Raw genomic sequence first — 15942 nt, 5'->3', positions numbered from 1 at the left:
TGGTAACAGTTTACGACAGAATCAGTTTTTTTGCACCTCCGTAAAAAAAGTCGTTGACAACCGCGCAAATCTTTTTTAAGATATTACTCGTTGTTAAGTTACTGGGTAGTAGCGAAGTGGTAACGCAGTGGACTCTGAATCCATAATCATAGGTTCGATCCCTATCTACCCAATCTTGGATACGACGATAGCTTATCGAAAAAAACAGAAGCCTTGATAAAAAGGTTTCTGTTTTTTTCGTTTACCGCAAACAAGGATTCATTCCAGAAAATTGCGGGATGCTTGAGGCACGCTTATGCTTCTGCCAATGCTGTTAGGAGCCGGTGAGTGCGTGATGGCGATGGTTCAAGTATTATTACTAACCAAACGCTCAAAGCCGCTGTGTCCATGCCAAAAAGCCCGCATAAGCAAAGCAAATGCAAGCATAGATTAAAAAAGCCGCAATCATAAAAGCTAGCCATGGCCAGGTTAGAAACGCCCTGGCGATGAATAAGAAGAAAGCCATCAACACCGCGCGTAATCCGCGGGTAAAGACGGCTTTGACGGCGCTATTCAAAGGATACCTCAATCAGCAGGCGCTTAGCCTTTGTCAGATGGCTTGTGGTCATCCACATCTGGTTAGTGGACGGGGTTTCAACGTCTTCGCCTAATTCAGGTAGTAGACTCAATAGCCAAGCACTAAGCTCAGGGTTGTTGAAGGAAAAGTGTTCCGGCAACCGGATGACCCGTAACCGATTCGGCGGGAAGAAGAGTTGTTGACTAGGAAAGATCACGCGGTCGTCGAGCAGAATGCTAGCGACGTTTTGATATGTGACTTGGCGGACGTGATAACTTTGCGGATGGTCGTGGGCATATGCCAGGATCATGATGGCTGCGTCAATCAAAAAAGGGCCTCCATTCAAAGATGCTTACGCTTTTCATGATAACATGGATGAAGATGGTACGTGAGCCGGTCCATTTTAAAAACTGACGAAATATCTGGCGATGGATCGGCTTGAAACAACAATGACGCAAATTTATAGGAGTATCAAAATGACCAAAAGGCTATATTTAGTCAGACATGGTGAAACGCCGATGAACGCGGCGCGGCTATTGCAAGGGATTACGAATGCAAATTTGACTGCAAAAGGGCAAGATGCAGCCGATCGGTTGGGTGAGTTATTGCAGCCGGTGCCGTTTGCCAAAGCCTTTTCAAGTGATCGAACGCGGACGTTGGAAACGGCCAAACGGATTCTTGCCGGGCATGAACCTAAGCCGCCGTTAGTGGCGTTGTCCGCCTTGCGCGAATATTATTTTGGCGGTTTAGAAGGTGATCCGGGCAATGCCATTATGGCGCGGACGATTCGTCGATATGGGCTGACAACGGCGTGGCGGGCTTGGGTCGGATCAAAACGTTTTCCGGGATTAGTCCGGTCGATTCGCAACGCTGATCCGACACATCAAGCGGAAGATTTCCCCGATTTGTTAGCGCGCTCTCGCCAAGCTTTTGAACAGGTGGATGCCCAGAGTCCGGATGACAGCGATATTTTGGTTGTCTCGCACGGCTTGCTTTTAAGTGCTTTGATTTATCAGCTGGCACCTGATCAGTTGCCATTCAGCTTGTTGAAAAATACCAGCGTGACGCGAATTGATATTGTGAATCAGAAAATGCGGGTTCGCGGCGTTAATCTGACCCGGGAACAGGACATTTTGGCCTTGCGCCATGATGAGCCGGAAACTGATGATGCCGCTAAAAATGAAACGAAATGACGTCAAGTTTGCTGGACGATTTTGATTCCGGTCTGATTTAAAATGTAAGGCGAAACGGTAATTTCGGACCTTTGACTGAAATTATCGTTTTTTGATTGCTTTTTTGCGCGGCTCCGTCTATAATGACACCTTGTCATATGACGGATTGTCATAACCGAGCAGCAGCCAGCCGGGCTAAGGGACTCGGAGTAGAAAGGGGGTCGCCATGCCGAAAGCAACATTCTTCCGCTTGCCGGAAGCAAAAAAACAGCGGTTGATGGACGCGGCGTATCAAGAATTTGCCCGCGCACCATTTAATGAAACCAGTATTAGTAATATTATTAAGCATGCCGGCATTCCACGCGGTAGTTACTATCAATATTTCGATGACAAGGCGGATCTGTATTTTTATTTATTGGAAACCGTGCGGCAACGGACTGTTTTGATTTTGCAACAGGTCATGACGAAGCATCATGGCGATCTGTTTCCTGCCATGTCGGAGTTTTTCGGCAAAACCATCACGGCGCTGGCACATGGGCCGCATGCGGCTTTGTATCGGAACGTTTTCTTACACATGGATTTTCATAGCGCCGCCAAAATGGCCGGATCTAAGACGCCGTTTCTAAAGCCACCTCATGGTCATCAGGAAATCCATGATTTCTTATTGACCAGCATTGATCGCAGTCGGCTTCGTATTCAGACAGATGATGAGGTCAGTTTACTGATTCGTCAGATTGTCGGTATGTTCATGCAGACGATCGCCTATTATTATTCAAACCAGGCTGAAGGTAAGCCGATTACGGTCGCTGAACTCAAACGACGCAGCGATCAGCTTCTTGACTGGTTGCAATTTGGCGTTGCCAGTGATGATCGCAACCATCACTAGGAAACGTAAAACACCGGACTGCCTGTATGGGTCCGAAAAGCATCTGTTAGGAGGAAATTATGCTTAAGCTTGCAAAAAAGCGCATGTCTGGCATCGCCGTTATTGGCGCTATTTTGTTCATGATTGTTCAGGTAATGAGCAATTTATATTTACCGAATCTGACCGCCGATATCGTTAACAACGGGGTTGCCAAGGGTGACATTGATTACATCTGGGCAACCGGTATGAAAATGATTTTGTTTGCTTTTCTCAGCATTCTCGCTAGTGTCGGGAACGTTTTTTTGGCGTCTCACACCTCGCAAAAGCTGGGCCAAAAGTTACGGTCGGACATTTATCGAAAAGTCATTAACTATTCCCATGATGAAATGGATAAGGTGGGGACGAGTTCACTGATTACGCGAACGACCAATGACGTGACGCAGATCCAAAATGTTTGGATGATGATCTTGCGGATGATGATTATGGCGCCGATTATGTTAATTGGTGCCAGTTTCCTTGCCTACCAAAAGAGTCACACCCTGACCATGGTTTTCCTGATCAGCTTGCCGCTGTTGGCGTTTTTCTTGCTGATCATCATGTATTTTGCGGTGCCGCTGTTTAAGGCAATGCAGAAGAAAACCGATAATATTAATCTGGTGTTCCGTGAAGGACTCACCGGTGTGCGGGTTATTCGGGCTTTTCGGCAGGATGATTTTGAGCAGAATCGGTTTGAAGGCGTCAACCAGGACTATACGCATAATGCAGTCAAAGTCTTCTCGATTATTGCTGCGGTTTTCCCTGTGATGACGTTGATTATGAGCGGTACGAATATCGGGATTACTTGGTGGGGCGGTAATTTAATTGCCCAGCAGGCATTGGAAACCGGGAACCTGATCGCGTTTATGACTTATGCGATGCAGATTCTAATGAGCTTCATGATGCTGTCCATGATCTTTGTTTTCATTCCCCGGGCGCAGGCTTCAGCGGCCCGTCTGAATGATGTTTTGGCCCAGGAAAGCCGAATCACCACACCGGCATCACCGAAGACGTTGGATACAGCAACCCCTGACTTAGCATTCGACCATGTCCAATTTCGCTATCATCACGCTGAAGAACCGGCGTTACGCGATATCGACGTTCATGTTAAAGGTGGCCAGACGCTGGCGATTATCGGCGGTACCGGGAGCGGTAAAACCACAATGGTCAACCTCATCCCACGCTTTTACGATGCTGAAAAAGGCGCAGTCCGGGTTGACGGCGAAGATGTTAAAAATGTCGACTTGAAGAAGCTGCACGAAGCGGTCGCGTTTGTGCCGCAAAAAGCCAATCTATTTACCGGAACCGTTCGTGACAATATGAAATACGGAAATGAAAACGCGACGGATGACGATATCTGGCACGCGCTAGATATTGCCCAGGCACGTGATTTCATCGAAAGCAATCCTGAAGGTCTGGATTATCAAGTTGAACAAGGCGGCGGTAACTTCTCCGGCGGGCAGCGTCAGCGATTGGCCATTGCGCGTGCTTTGGTGAAGGATGCGTCGATCTATGTCTTTGATGATTCATTTTCAGCTTTGGATTTCAAAACTGATGCCAATTTACGGGCAGCATTGAAGGCTGACAAGAAAATTCAAACTAAAGTCGTTGTGATTGTTGGCCAGCGGGTTTCCACGGTCGCCGATGCGGACACGATTGTTGTCTTGGACGAAGGCAAAATGGTCGGTAGAGGCACCCACGCTGAGTTGAAAGCCTCCAACCCAACTTATCAGGAAATTATCAAGTCACAGATTCGGGAAGGAGACGAGAAATAATGGCAGACAATCAAAAATCCGCAACCAAGCGGCCATCATCCGGTCCACGAATGAGGCCGGGTGGTCGAGCCGGTCTCGTTGAAAAGCCGAAAAACTTCTGGAAAACGACCGGGCGGCTATTTGGGTATATGCGTAACCGGCTGATCGGTATTATCGCCGTGCTGATCCTAGCCATTGCCTCAACGGTTTTTCAGATTCGTACGCCGAAGATTTTAGGTGAAGCAACGACCGAAATCTTTAAAGGTGTCATGAAGGGCCAGGCGGAGCAAAAAGCCGGGATAGCGGTCGGTAGTTACCCGATTGATTTTGACAAGATCAAGCACATTATTCTGATAGTGTTGATTCTTTATCTGGGCAGCGCCTTATTCAGCTTCTTGCAGCAGTTCATCATGACCCGAATTTCGCAGAACACGGTTTACCAGCTGCGAAAAGATCTGAAATACAAGATGAAAACCGTTCCGATCAAGTATTATGATACCCACAGCAATGGGGACATTATGTCGCGGGCGATCAACGATATGGATAATATCGCATCGACTTTGCAACAGAGTCTCACACAGATGGTTACGAGTGCCGTCATGTTTGTCGGAACCATCTGGATGATGCTCACCATTTCCTGGAAATTGACCTTGATCGCACTGGTGACAATTCCGCTTGGGTTAATTGTTGTCGGCATCGTTGCTCCGAAGTCACAGCGTTTCTTTGCTGCTCAGCAGAAGGCACTGGGGTTATTGAACAACCAAGTTGAAGAAACTTACGGTGGCCAAGTCATTATTAAGAGCTTCAACCGCGAAGATGATGAGGTTCGGGATTTTGAAGGCCAAAACCAGGCGTTTTATGACGCTGCATGGAAAGCCCAGTTTGTTTCCGGCATCATCATGCCTTTGATGATTTTCCTTAATAACATTGGTTACGTTTTCGTTGCGATCATGGGCGGGATCGAAGTTTCCAACGGGACAATTACCTTAGGGAATGTCCAAGCCTTCTTGCAATATATGCAGCAGTTCTCTCAGCCAATCTCACAACTGGCTAATTTGGCGAATACGATTCAGTCCACCATTGCCAGTGCAGAACGGATTTTCGCTGTGTTAGACGAAGAGGACATGCAGGACAATCCATCCGGTGTGCCGGCAGTGCCGAACGATCCGAACAAATTGGTCATGGATCATGTTCAATTTGGGTATACGCCAGATACGCTGTTACTGAAAGATTATAATCTGCAAGTGAAGCCTGGCCAGATGGTGGCAATTGTCGGGCCAACCGGTGCCGGGAAAACGACCATTATCAACTTGCTGGAGCGCTTCTACGATATCAGCGGCGGTTCAATCCGGCTGAATGGAACGGATACCCGAGATATGAAGCGGGAAGATGTTCGGTCGCATTTTGCGATGGTGCTTCAGGATACTTGGCTGTTTACCGGCACGATTTGGGATAATCTGAAATACGGCCGCGAAGACGCTACAGATGATGAAGTGCTTGCCGCAGCCAAAGCAGCGCATGTTGATAATTTTGTGCGCCAGTTGCCGGATGGGTACAATACGATTTTGAATGAAGAAGCCTCCAACATTTCTCAAGGACAGCGGCAATTGCTGACGATTGCCCGGACATTTGTCGCAGATCCGGAAATTCTGATTCTGGACGAGGCAACGAGTTCTGTCGATACGCGAACCGAAATTCATATTCAACACGCGATGAATCGCTTGCTGACCGACCGAACCAGTTTCGTTGTTGCCCATCGGCTATCCACCATTCGTGACGCAGACAATATTATTGTGATGAATCATGGCTCGATTGTTGAAACCGGCAACCACGACGAATTGATGGCGAAGAATGGTTTCTATGCAGACTTGTACAACAGCCAATTCAGCGGCAACGTTGCGATTTAGTTTTCTTAGGAATCGTGATTGTGTTGCAAGCTAAAGTTTAACTGGCTACGATTAAAAAATAGCCTCAGAGAGACGAACATGATCTCCCTGAGGCTATTTTTGTACATAATCGTGGCTGTGCTGATTAACGCCGCTTGTGACGCATGAAGGTCGCATAATGCAGTAAGCAAGCGAGTAGAACGAAGAAGATCACGACAAAGCTGACATAGCGCCACCAAAAATTAGTTGCTACTCCTGGTAAGACTTGCTGAATGCCCATGGTGGCCAAGGCCATGACCGCAATCATGCCAAATAGTAATATGTAACGTTTCAAAGTCTCATCATCCTTCTTTTTAAAAGTCGCGAGTTTCGCGCCCAGCGCGTGCGCCTGATTGATTTTGGCTTCGGGCAAAGTCGTCATGCCCCAAGTATGCGGGAGCACCAATTCGGCAATCTTATGGACACCAGCCGCCGTCATCGCCTTGTCAATTGCCACCAAAGTCGCGTCGGTTTGATGGGTGAACGTGTTGTCCAGAGCAGTGGCAAAGCAGCTGGTCACACTGACATAATGCTTATCCTTGAAAATGCCGGGCAGCGTATCGCCTTCCTTAGTCATGCGCGTCATCCGATGACGCATGCAGTCGAGCAGTTGCTTGAACTGACCGGCGACCGTACCGAAGTAAGTTGGGGTGCCTAAAACCCACACATCGGCGCTCTTTAGCTTGGCTTCAAGTTCGTCCAGTGTCGGATTGGCCTGATCAGAAACATCTGGCCGAATCTGGTATTGATTTAAATCAACAAATTCAGTGGTGGCAGGCGCAGTCACGCCGGATAAGACGGCTTTAACCAAACTCGCCGTCAACCCATCGGCATCCTGTCCACCGTAAACACCTAATATTTTCATGTAAAACAAACCTCCCGAGCGTGAACCGGCGCGGGTAGAAGCCGGAGTGTAAGTGGCCTTGGGCGTGATGGTCGGTCTTTGACCATTGCGACCAAGGTTCTTACACGCAGGCTTCTGCGCCGGTGAGCGCGTTAAAGTGGAGTGTGAACACTGTCTTTAAAATACAACCCCACTATCTACAACTGTAAGAAAGATAACAAGACTTGGCAAGCGCATTTATTAGTCATAACCGCCATTGTTTGAAATCACAAGCTTTTTGTTGGCAAAAAATGAGTCGACTCATTATGCTGTTGGCAACAGGCCGAATTGGGAAGCTGGAACTCAATCGGGGCTTAAACAGACAAGGAGCGGATGAACATGGCAGGGATTGCATTGCCAGAAGAAACGCGTGTGGATTTTATTGCACTTAAAGTTGCTAACTTGGCCAAGGTGAGCCAATGGTACCAGCAGGTCGCCCGATTAGATTTATTGCGTCAAAATGGCGATACGATTTATTTGGGAACCCGCCTTAATCAACAGGTTTTAGTCGTTTTACATCAAATTAAGGGACTCTCACCGCAGAAACCGGTGACGGGATTGGATCATTTTGCGATTTTGCTGCCAAATCCGGGGGCACTGGGGGCCGCGTATCGAATCGTGAAACAGGATCAGCCAGTGACAAAGGCTTTTCAAACTGGCTATCAGCAAGGCTTTTTGGCTAAGGATCCAGAAGGCAATGGCGTTGCGTTTACGATTGATCGCGCGATTGAGCAGTATCAAGAGGAACGACAGTACAACTGGGAAGATGAGACCGAGGAAGCCATCGATCCGGCTGAAATCGGTAAACATGCGGCGCGGGATTATGATCGATTGCCTTCCGGGACGACCATTGGTTACGTTCAGTTTCGGGTGGCGGACTTGGCCAGCACCAGTCACTATCTGGAAGATGGACTCGGTTTTCGGGAAAAGCCTAGTCCGAATACCGGCGAAGTCTTTTTGGCCGCCGGTGATTATCGCCATCACATCGGCATAAATTTGCGGTTAGAAGCGACGTTATTATTGCCGACACCTGATATGTATGGTTTGGATTATGTGAGCTTTATTTTGCCGGACAAAATGGCGATGGAAAATATCTTGATGAACCTTGATGCAGCCGGGCTAACGGACTACGATTATCATCATGAGAATCAATTTTTGATGATTGCCGGTCCTAATCGGCTCACGCTGTGGTTCCGCGTGGCGTAGTATGGTTGTGACTCGGCGTCGGGAAGAAGGCCAGGATGAATTTTCAAGCGATCACGGCGGAGCTGCAGACGTGGGTGACTGGGCGTATCATCCCCGGATTTAGTGTGGCGCTTATGAAGGGAAAAGATGTGCAAAACCAGGTGAGCGGCGATGCGCAATGGCAGCCCACGCCAGCGCCGTTGCGGCCGGGGATGCTTTACGACGTCGCGTCCCTGACGAAGGTTATCGGCACCACCACCGTTTTTTTACAGGCTTGGGATCAAAAACTGGTTGCGCCGGAGATGCCGTTGAAACGGTTCTTGCCGGCGTTTCCGCACGCCACCACATTTCGGCAGGCATTGACGCATACGTCTGGACTGGAAGGATATATTCCGCACCGTGATGACTTGCCGGCACCAGTGTTGAAACGTGCCCTCATGACGCAATTGGCCGTCACAGATGAAGTCGATGCTAAAGTCGTTTATCGGGATGTGAATTTGTTGCTGGTCGGATGGGCCTTGGAACAGATCTATCACCAGCCGATTCAAACGCTTATCACGCAACAGGTTCTACGTCCGCTTGGTTTGCCTAAAGCAACGTTTCAGCCGGATTCGAAACAGTGTGTGCCAACCACTTACGACCCGGTTGTCGGCTTGCGACGCGGGGTCGTGCACGATCCCAAAAGTGCCGTCTTGGGACGTCATAGCGGGGCGGCCGGCCTGTTTGCGAGTCTAGCCGACTTGGAGATGTTCACGCAATACTTCTTTGGGCAAAAGCAGGCATCGGCATGGCCTGATCACGCCCAGCAGCTAACCCGTGATTGGACGGCCCATCAGCTCGGTCGCAGTCTTGGCTGGGATCTTCGGCGTGATGGCAAGGGACGGCTGTGGCTGTACCATACGGGCTATACCGGTACTTTCTGGCTCATTCAGCCGCAAAGTCAACTGGCACTGATCGTGTTGACAAACCGCGTCCACCCGCAGCCTAATCGCGAGTTTCTGGGCAAACGCGACCAATTTGTGCAACGTTTTTTGGCGGATCAGCCAGATACAGGGACAGCCGAGTCCTGAACGAAGGAAGAATGACTGGCCAATCGTGGCAAAGCAGCAAAAAAACAGGACCTTTGATAGTCAGGTCCTGTTTTTTGATACAACGATGGCGTTTATAGGCTCAACTTAAAATCCAGCCTTAATAAAACCGCCTTCGCTCAACTTCTTGCGCAGCTGTAACATTGCGGTGTAAGTTGACAAAACGTAAAGTTGTTGCTGGGGCATTTTTTGCAACTCCGTGATGACGTTGCTAAGGTCCGGTTGAGTCATGAGCTTGTCTTCCGGAACGCCTGCGACTGTGAGCCGTAATGCAATATCTTTGTAGCGCTCACCGCCGACCAGATATGTCGCGGCTTTTTTGCTGGCAACAAAATCTTCGAAGTTACCATCCCAAATCCAGCTGGTATCGATACCATCTGCATAATTGGCATTCAGCAGCATGGCAAACCCAAAAGGCTGCTTCGCCGTTTCGATCATGCTGAGCACCTGATTCAAGCCGACGGGATTTTTGACCAAAATCAAGGTTAATTTTTTATCGCCGAGTTGAATGACTTCTTGGCGGCCGAAAACTTTCTCGTCATAGGCGAAAGCTTGGCTGATTTGTTCAGGACTGACGCCAAAAGTCCGACCAACAGCGAAAGCGGCCAAGGCGTTGTATATGTTATACGTACCGCCGATATCAATATGGCAAGGTTGGCCGTCGATGACGAAATCACTGCTTTGCGGCGTCATTTTGGTCACGGTGTTCACCTGATACTTCAGTTGTGGCCGTTTGAAGCCGCAGTTAGGACAGAAATAATTGCCGAGGTTAGCGTAAGTGATGGCGTGGTAATGTAAGATATGTTGACAGACCGGGCACAAAACGCCATCCGTATTCGGCGGGGCTTTGTGATCGCCTTCGTCAGTCAACGTAAAGCCGTAATAATGAACTGGATTCGGCAACTTACGGGAACTGAAGATCGGCGCATCCCCGTTAGCAAGCACCACAGCTTTAGGATCAAGGGTGACGCCGTCCAGAATCTTCTGATAGGTCGTGTAGAATTCACCATAACGATCCATCTGGTCACGGAAGATATTGGTCAGTACAAAAGCTTTCGGCTTTAACTGGGCAGCTACCGGGGCAACGTTAGCCTCGTCCACTTCCAGAACCGCGATGCCCCGGTCATGCCCGTGTTTGGGTTGCGCCAAGAAAGCTGTGGTGATGCCCTGCAGCATGTTCGAGCCGGTGGGATTGGTCAAAACTTCCTGATATTTTTGCTTGAGCACTTTAACGATTAAGCTCGTCGTCAGGGTTTTCCCATTGGTACCGGTCACCACGATGACATCATAGTCACGACCTAGCGCCTGCAAAACGCGCGGATCGATTTTATTGGCGAGTTTGCCGGGGAGGCTTGACCCGCCTTTTAAAAATGTGTGTAAGAACCAGTAGCTGCTGCGACCAATGGCAGTTGCCAGGCTGGCTTTTGCTGAAAATGCCACGGCGTTCTTCCTCTCAACTTAATGGGACTATTTTAGCATAAACGACAAGCAAACCGGCAGTCACGGTGTTCTTTGCGAAAAAAATCCGTTATACTGTGAGCTGTGAGATTTTAGATGGAGGCGGCACATGGCCCAGCTTTTCTTTCGATACGGTGCGATGAACTCAGGTAAAAGTATTGAAATCCTGAAAGTCGCGCATAATTATGAGGAACAAAATAAACGGGTGATTCTGATGACCAGCGCCTTGGATGATCGGGCCGGCGTTGGCATGATTGCCAGTCGCATCGGGTTTGAACGGACAGCTATTCCGGTTAAGCATGAAACCGACTTGTTTGAAACAATCAGAGAAACTGATCCGCACGCGGCGTGTGTACTGATTGACGAAGCCCAGTTTTTACAAAAGCATCATATTTTCGAAGCTGCGCGGGTTGTCGATGAATTGCATATTCCGGTGATGGCATTTGGCTTAAAGAATGACTTTCGCAATGAGTTATTTGAAGGGTCTAAATACCTGCTGCTGTATGCAGATAAAATTGAAGAAATGAAAACGATTTGCTGGTTTTGCGCCAAAAAGGCCATTATGAATTTGCGGATTCATGACGGAAAGCCGGTTTATGAAGGCGAGCAAGTGTTGATTGGCGGTAACGAGTCATATTACCCGGTTTGCCGGCATCATTATTTCCACCCGCCGTTAGATAAGATTGAGCATCAGGATTAGTGAGTAGTTGCTGGCGTTGCGCCAGTTCACGCTCAGCTATAACGCGTTTACCGGCGCAGAAGTCTGCGTGTAAGGGCCTTGGTCGCAATGGCCAAGACCACCGCCATCACACCCAAGGCCACTTACACTCCGACTTCTAACCGCGCCAGTTCACGCTCAGGAGGACTTTTATGGATAAGATTTTTGAACAACTGGACGGTCTTTTGGATCGTTATGATGAATTAGAAGAATTAATGTCGGATCCCGAGGTTATTAGCGACACGAAGCGGTATCTGGCTTTGTCGAAAGAAGAAGGCGGAATGCGGGATGTCGTGGCTGCCTATAAAAAGTACAAGCAGGTTTTGTCCGACATCAAGGAAAGCGAAGAAGTGCTTCGCGAGAGTAAAGACGAGGACATGGAAGCGCTAGCTAAAGAAGACCTTGACGATCTGCAAAAGCAAAAAGCCGATCTTGAAGATAAGATCAAGGTATTGATGCTGCCTAAGGATCCTAACGATGATAAGAACATCATCATGGAAATCCGTGGAGCTGCCGGTGGCGATGAGGCCAGCCTTTTTGCCGGTGACTTGTTGAATATGTACATGCATTACGCCGAGCGCCAGGGGTGGAAAGCGGAAATCATTGATTCAACGCCGACTGAAGTGGGTGGCTACAAAGAAGTCGTCGTCATGATTACCGGTGACAATGTTTATTCCAAGCTGAAGTATGAAAACGGCGCGCATCGAGTGCAGCGGGTGCCCGTGACTGAAAGCGCCGGTCGAGTTCACACCAGCACGGCAACCGTTGGGGTGATGCCTGAATATGATGAAGTGGATCTGAAAATTGATCCTAAAGATATTCGGACAGATGTTTACCGCTCGTCAGGTGCCGGTGGTCAGCATGTCAATAAAACCAGTTCGGCGGTGCGGATGACCCACATTCCAACCGGGATTGTCGTGTCGATGCAGGACGAACGCAGCCAGCAGGAAAACCGGGCTCGAGCGTTACAGATTCTGCGCTCACGGGTCTACGATTACTACGAAACCCAAAATCAGGAAAAATACGATCAGACGCGTAAAAATGCCATTGGCACTGGTGATCGTTCCGAGCGCATCCGCACTTACAATTATCCGCAAAACCGAGTAACGGATCATCGGATCGGCTTGACCCTTAATAAATTGGATCGCATCATGAATGGCGATCTTGACGAAATTATCGATGCGTTGATCGTCCATGATCAGGCCCAGAAGATGGAATCGCTTAATGTCTAAAACATACGCTGAGGCGCTCAAATGGGCGTCTTTGTTATTGACGGAACACCATGTTGATCCTGATGGGGCGCGGTATGTCATGATGAATCGGGCAAACTGGACGCCAAGTCAATTGATTTTACATCGGCAAGACGTGATGCCCGATGCGTCATGGCAGCAATTCCAAGCAGATGTTGCCCGCCTAGCAAAATTTGAGCCGGCGCAATATATCACCGGTGTGGCGCCGTTTTTTGGTGCGATATTCAAAGTAACGCCGGCAGTTTTGATTCCGCGATTTGAAACAGAAGAGCTGGTTGACTGGGTCGCAAAAGAGCAGACCGCCGCCCGAACCGGTTTGGATTTGGGAACCGGCAGCGGCGCGATCGGCATTACCTTGGCTCGCCAGCTGCCACAAGTCACGATGACGCTAAGTGACGTGTCCGAAGCAGCGCTGGCAGTTGCCGAGCAGAATGCCCAGTCACAACACGTGCAGGCCCAATTCGTGACGAGTGATTTATTTAGTCATTTGCCGGGCCGGTTTGATTTTGTGGTCACCAACTTGCCATATATCGCACCCGAAGAAACGCCGGTGATGGACCAAAGTACCTTGCGTTATGAGCCTAAGTTGGCCTTGTTTGCCGATCATCATGGGCTAGCACTTTTTGAACGGTTTATCGAGGCATTGCCAGCACATTTGAATGACCACGGAGCCGCTTATTTAGAATTCGGTTACCGGCAACAACCGGCACTACAGAAGTTATTTGCGGAAAAAGTACCCCAAGCGCAAGTGACTTTTCGGCAGGATATGGCCGGTCACCCGCGCATGGCCAAGCTGCAATTTTAGGCGTTTGCCGATAAGGATTCGGAGTGAAACCCGTTCTTTTGGCGTTACACAGCAACAGACAAAATATGGAGGCAGAAGAATTTGTCAAAACGTTATCATGAATCTGATATCCCGGAAGCCGCCGCTGCTTTAAAGCGCGGCGAGTTAGTCGCGTTTCCCACTGAAACAGTGTATGGCCTGGGTGCTGACGCGACCAATGTGGATGCGGTGGGCAAAGTCTATGCAGCCAAGGGCCGGCCTTCAGATAATCCACTAATTGTGACGGTGGCGGATGCGGCGATGGTCGGGCAATATGCGACGATTACCCCTGCAGCAGCTAAACTAATGGCGACTTTTTGGCCGGGGCCGTTGACGATGATTCTGAATATTTTGCCTGGGCGCTTGTCCATGAAGGTGACAGGGGGCTTGCAGACGGCGGCTTTCCGCAATCCGGATAACGCCTTGACGCGGAAGTTGATTGCAACTGCCGGCGTTCCGATTGTTGGCCCGTCAGCCAATACTTCTGGCAAACCCAGCCCGACCACAGCGGATCATGTGCTGCATGATTTGTCAGGCAAAATCGCCGGCGTGCTCGATGACGGGCCAACCCGGGTCGGTGTTGAGTCCACCATTGTCGATCTAACTGTCACGCCACCAGCAATTCTGCGCCCGGGTGCAATTGGTCCTGACGAGTTGGAGCCGATTTTAGGGCCGGTCGATTCAGCGATTCATCACGTCGGCAAAAATGAAGCGCCCAAAGCACCAGGGATGAAATATAAACACTATGCGCCATCTGCTCAAGTGGTGGTTGTCGATGATCCGGGCCAGTTTCCCGAAGCGGTCGAATGGGCCAAAAAGACCGGACAGACTTTTGGTATTTTGGCGACTGATCCGATTCTTGCTAAATTCTCGGCGGTGCCTGGTTATTCGTTGGGGCAGGACATTAAAAGTGCGACCCATGACTTGTTTGCCGGGTTGCGTTGGTTCGATCTTCATCCGGATGTCACACTTGTGTTGGCGCAGGCGTTTTCCCATAGTGAATTAAGCATGGCTTACATGAATCGCCTGCTTAAATCTGCTGGTAATGTCCACTATCAACCAAATATGCCTACAGATTCGTTTTGATTTGCTATAATAAGGCCAACTGACCAGTGAGTGTCAGTTGGCCTTATTTGGATTCGTGGCGTTAAGCCTTGTACATTAGGCTTTCACGGCGTACACGATTGCAATGGGTCGGGTTTTTTGTTGGGTAATAGGAATGAATGCATTCAAGCGGAGAGTGGAGACATGGATTTCATGGCACAAGACCCAGAAGTCTTCGGCGCAATTCATCATGAAGAAGAGCGTCAGGAGCATAATATCGAACTCATTGCCTCGGAGAACATTGTTTCACCGGCAGTTCGCGCTGCTCAAGGGTCGGTTTTGACCAACAAGTATTCCGAAGGCTATCCCGGCCATCGGTATTATGGCGGTAATCAATACATAGACGTGACCGAACAGCTGGCCATTGATCGAGCAAAAAAACTTTTTGGGGCAGAGTTTGCGAATGTACAGCCGCATTCCGGATCACAGGCCAATATGGCAGCTTATCGCGCCTTTTTGGAAGACGGCGATAAAGTCTTGGCGATGGATCTGACCGATGGCGGCCATCTCACCCATGGGAGTCCGGTTAGCTTTAGCGGTCAGGAGTACCATTTTTACCATTACGGGTTGGATGCCAAAACCGAACGCTTGGATTATGACAAGATTCGGGAACAGGCGGAACAGATCAAGCCGCGGCTGATTGTAGCCGGTGCCTCGGCTTACAGTCGCGAGATTGATTTCAAGAAATTCCGCGAAATTGCCGATCATGTCGGTGCCTTTTTAATGGTTGATATGGCGCATATTGCCGGACTGGTTGCCGGTGGGGTGCATATGAACCCGGTGCCGTATTCAGACGTTGTGACGACGACGACGCATAAGACGTTACGGGGACCGCGCGGCGGGATGATTCTGGCCAAGGCTGAATATGGTAAAGCCATTAATTCCGCTTTGTTCCCGGGCATTCAAGGCGGACCGCTAGATCATGTGATTGCCGCTAAAGCTGTTGCGCTGGGCGAAGCATTGAAGCCTGAATTCAAGACATACACGCAACAGATTCTCGATAATATGCAGGCCATGGTCGCCGGCTTTGAGGAAGATCCGCATTTACGGCTGATTTCCGGCGGCTCGGATAATCACATGGTATTAATTGATGTCACAGGTTATGGCGTCAACGGTCGACAAGTT

At 49.3% G+C, this 15942-nt stretch carries 15 protein-coding genes and 1 tRNA gene; 12 read left to right on the top strand and 4 right to left on the bottom strand.

Going from position 1 to position 15942, the window contains the following annotated elements:
• Positions 1 to 102: 102 nt before the first annotated feature.
• A tRNA-Gln gene (locus GSO_RS03290) sits at positions 103 to 173 on the top strand.
• Between the two features lie 197 nt (positions 174 to 370).
• Here the strand turns inward: GSO_RS03290 and GSO_RS03285 are convergent.
• Together GSO_RS03285 and GSO_RS03280 are read right to left on the bottom strand one after the other, a co-directional pair.
• On the bottom strand, positions 371 to 556 hold the full coding sequence (locus GSO_RS03285; RefSeq protein ID WP_010488926.1) for a hypothetical protein: 186 nt from the start codon (positions 554 to 556) through the stop codon (positions 371 to 373).
• Complete coding sequence (locus GSO_RS03280; RefSeq protein WP_010488923.1) at positions 549 to 884, bottom strand: hypothetical protein; 336 nt, start codon at positions 882 to 884, stop codon at positions 549 to 551. Before GSO_RS03280 ends, GSO_RS03285 begins: the two co-directional genes overlap by 8 nt.
• A 148-nt stretch (positions 885 to 1032) precedes the next feature.
• On the opposite strand from GSO_RS03280, the gene GSO_RS03275 reads away from it, so the two are divergent.
• From GSO_RS03275 to GSO_RS03260, 4 genes are all read left to right on the top strand, one after another.
• Complete coding sequence (locus GSO_RS03275; RefSeq protein WP_010488921.1) at positions 1033 to 1749, top strand: histidine phosphatase family protein; 717 nt, start codon at positions 1033 to 1035, stop codon at positions 1747 to 1749.
• Between the two features lie 205 nt (positions 1750 to 1954).
• Positions 1955 to 2614 carry a TetR/AcrR family transcriptional regulator gene (locus GSO_RS03270; protein ID WP_010488920.1) on the top strand — a complete coding sequence of 220 codons (660 nt, stop codon included), beginning with the start codon at positions 1955 to 1957 and terminating at the stop codon, positions 2612 to 2614.
• A 59-nt stretch (positions 2615 to 2673) separates the two neighbouring features.
• Positions 2674 to 4404 carry an ABC transporter ATP-binding protein gene (locus GSO_RS03265; protein ID WP_010488917.1) on the top strand — a complete coding sequence of 577 codons (1731 nt, stop codon included), beginning with the start codon at positions 2674 to 2676 and terminating at the stop codon, positions 4402 to 4404.
• The gene (locus GSO_RS03260; protein WP_010488916.1) at positions 4404 to 6290 is read left to right on the top strand and encodes an ABC transporter ATP-binding protein; all 1887 of its coding nucleotides are present in this window, start codon (positions 4404 to 4406) and stop codon (positions 6288 to 6290) included. Before GSO_RS03265 ends, GSO_RS03260 begins: the two co-directional genes overlap by 1 nt.
• A 124-nt stretch (positions 6291 to 6414) precedes the next feature.
• Here GSO_RS03260 and GSO_RS03255 read toward each other — a convergent pair whose 3' ends face one another.
• A complete protein-coding gene (locus GSO_RS03255) occupies positions 6415 to 7173 on the bottom strand; it encodes a flavodoxin family protein (protein WP_010488914.1) in 759 nt (252 codons plus the stop codon).
• A 357-nt stretch (positions 7174 to 7530) separates the two neighbouring features.
• On the opposite strand from GSO_RS03255, the gene GSO_RS03250 reads away from it, so the two are divergent.
• Both GSO_RS03250 and GSO_RS03245 read left to right on the top strand, forming a co-directional pair.
• Positions 7531 to 8397: a VOC family protein gene (locus GSO_RS03250; protein WP_010488912.1), complete on the top strand. Its 867-nt coding sequence runs from the start codon at positions 7531 to 7533 to the stop codon at positions 8395 to 8397.
• Between the two features lie 35 nt (positions 8398 to 8432).
• Positions 8433 to 9446 carry a serine hydrolase domain-containing protein gene (locus tag GSO_RS03245; protein ID WP_010488910.1) on the top strand — a complete coding sequence of 338 codons (1014 nt, stop codon included), beginning with the start codon at positions 8433 to 8435 and terminating at the stop codon, positions 9444 to 9446.
• A gap of 105 nt (positions 9447 to 9551) precedes the next feature.
• Here the strand turns inward: GSO_RS03245 and GSO_RS03240 are convergent, their stop codons facing one another.
• Positions 9552 to 10904, bottom strand: a complete 1353-nt coding sequence (locus GSO_RS03240; protein WP_010488909.1) for a Mur ligase family protein — start codon at positions 10902 to 10904, stop codon at positions 9552 to 9554.
• A gap of 127 nt (positions 10905 to 11031) precedes the next feature.
• On the opposite strand from GSO_RS03240, the gene GSO_RS03235 reads away from it, so the two are divergent.
• From GSO_RS03235 to glyA, 5 genes are all read left to right on the top strand, one after another.
• Positions 11032 to 11622, top strand: a complete 591-nt coding sequence (locus tag GSO_RS03235) for a thymidine kinase (protein ID WP_010488908.1) — start codon at positions 11032 to 11034, stop codon at positions 11620 to 11622.
• A gap of 170 nt (positions 11623 to 11792) precedes the next feature.
• The gene (gene prfA / locus GSO_RS03230; protein WP_010488907.1) at positions 11793 to 12872 is read left to right on the top strand and encodes a peptide chain release factor 1; all 1080 of its coding nucleotides are present in this window, start codon (positions 11793 to 11795) and stop codon (positions 12870 to 12872) included.
• Positions 12865 to 13695 carry a peptide chain release factor N(5)-glutamine methyltransferase gene (prmC, locus tag GSO_RS03225; RefSeq protein ID WP_010488906.1) on the top strand — a complete coding sequence of 277 codons (831 nt, stop codon included), beginning with the start codon at positions 12865 to 12867 and terminating at the stop codon, positions 13693 to 13695. Before prfA ends, prmC begins: the two co-directional genes overlap by 8 nt.
• Positions 13696 to 13776: 81 nt before the next feature.
• Complete coding sequence (locus tag GSO_RS03220; RefSeq protein ID WP_010488905.1) at positions 13777 to 14799, top strand: L-threonylcarbamoyladenylate synthase; 1023 nt, start codon at positions 13777 to 13779, stop codon at positions 14797 to 14799.
• Positions 14800 to 14961: 162 nt separating this feature from the next.
• On the top strand, positions 14962 to 15942 hold a 981-nt coding region (glyA, locus tag GSO_RS03215), incomplete at its 3' end, for a serine hydroxymethyltransferase (RefSeq protein ID WP_010488904.1).

It is taken from the genome of Lacticaseibacillus zeae DSM 20178 = KCTC 3804 (genome assembly GCF_000260435.1).
Classification (GTDB): Bacteria; Bacillota; Bacilli; order Lactobacillales; family Lactobacillaceae; genus Lacticaseibacillus; species Lacticaseibacillus zeae.
Note: the sequence above shows the minus strand (reverse complement) of the source record. Positions and strands in the feature narration are given on the sequence as shown.

What these genes read in the sequence shown, in the direction of transcription:
- GSO_RS03260 (WP_010488916.1), top strand. Translation starts at nt 4,404, where the DNA reads ATGGCAGACAATCAAAAATCCGCAACCAAGCGGCCATCATCCGGTCCA.
- GSO_RS03275 (WP_010488921.1), top strand. Translation starts at nt 1,033, where the DNA reads ATGACCAAAAGGCTATATTTAGTCAGACATGGTGAAACGCCGATGAAC.
- GSO_RS03255 (WP_010488914.1), bottom strand. Translation starts at nt 7,173, where the DNA reads ATGAAAATATTAGGTGTTTACGGTGGACAGGATGCCGATGGGTTGACG.
- GSO_RS03270 (WP_010488920.1), top strand. Translation starts at nt 1,955, where the DNA reads ATGCCGAAAGCAACATTCTTCCGCTTGCCGGAAGCAAAAAAACAGCGG.
- GSO_RS03265 (WP_010488917.1), top strand. Translation starts at nt 2,674, where the DNA reads ATGCTTAAGCTTGCAAAAAAGCGCATGTCTGGCATCGCCGTTATTGGC.
- prfA (WP_010488907.1), top strand. Translation starts at nt 11,793, where the DNA reads ATGGATAAGATTTTTGAACAACTGGACGGTCTTTTGGATCGTTATGAT.
- prmC (WP_010488906.1), top strand. Translation starts at nt 12,865, where the DNA reads ATGTCTAAAACATACGCTGAGGCGCTCAAATGGGCGTCTTTGTTATTG.
- GSO_RS03245 (WP_010488910.1), top strand. Translation starts at nt 8,433, where the DNA reads ATGAATTTTCAAGCGATCACGGCGGAGCTGCAGACGTGGGTGACTGGG.
- GSO_RS03235 (WP_010488908.1), top strand. Translation starts at nt 11,032, where the DNA reads ATGGCCCAGCTTTTCTTTCGATACGGTGCGATGAACTCAGGTAAAAGT.
- GSO_RS03250 (WP_010488912.1), top strand. Translation starts at nt 7,531, where the DNA reads ATGGCAGGGATTGCATTGCCAGAAGAAACGCGTGTGGATTTTATTGCA.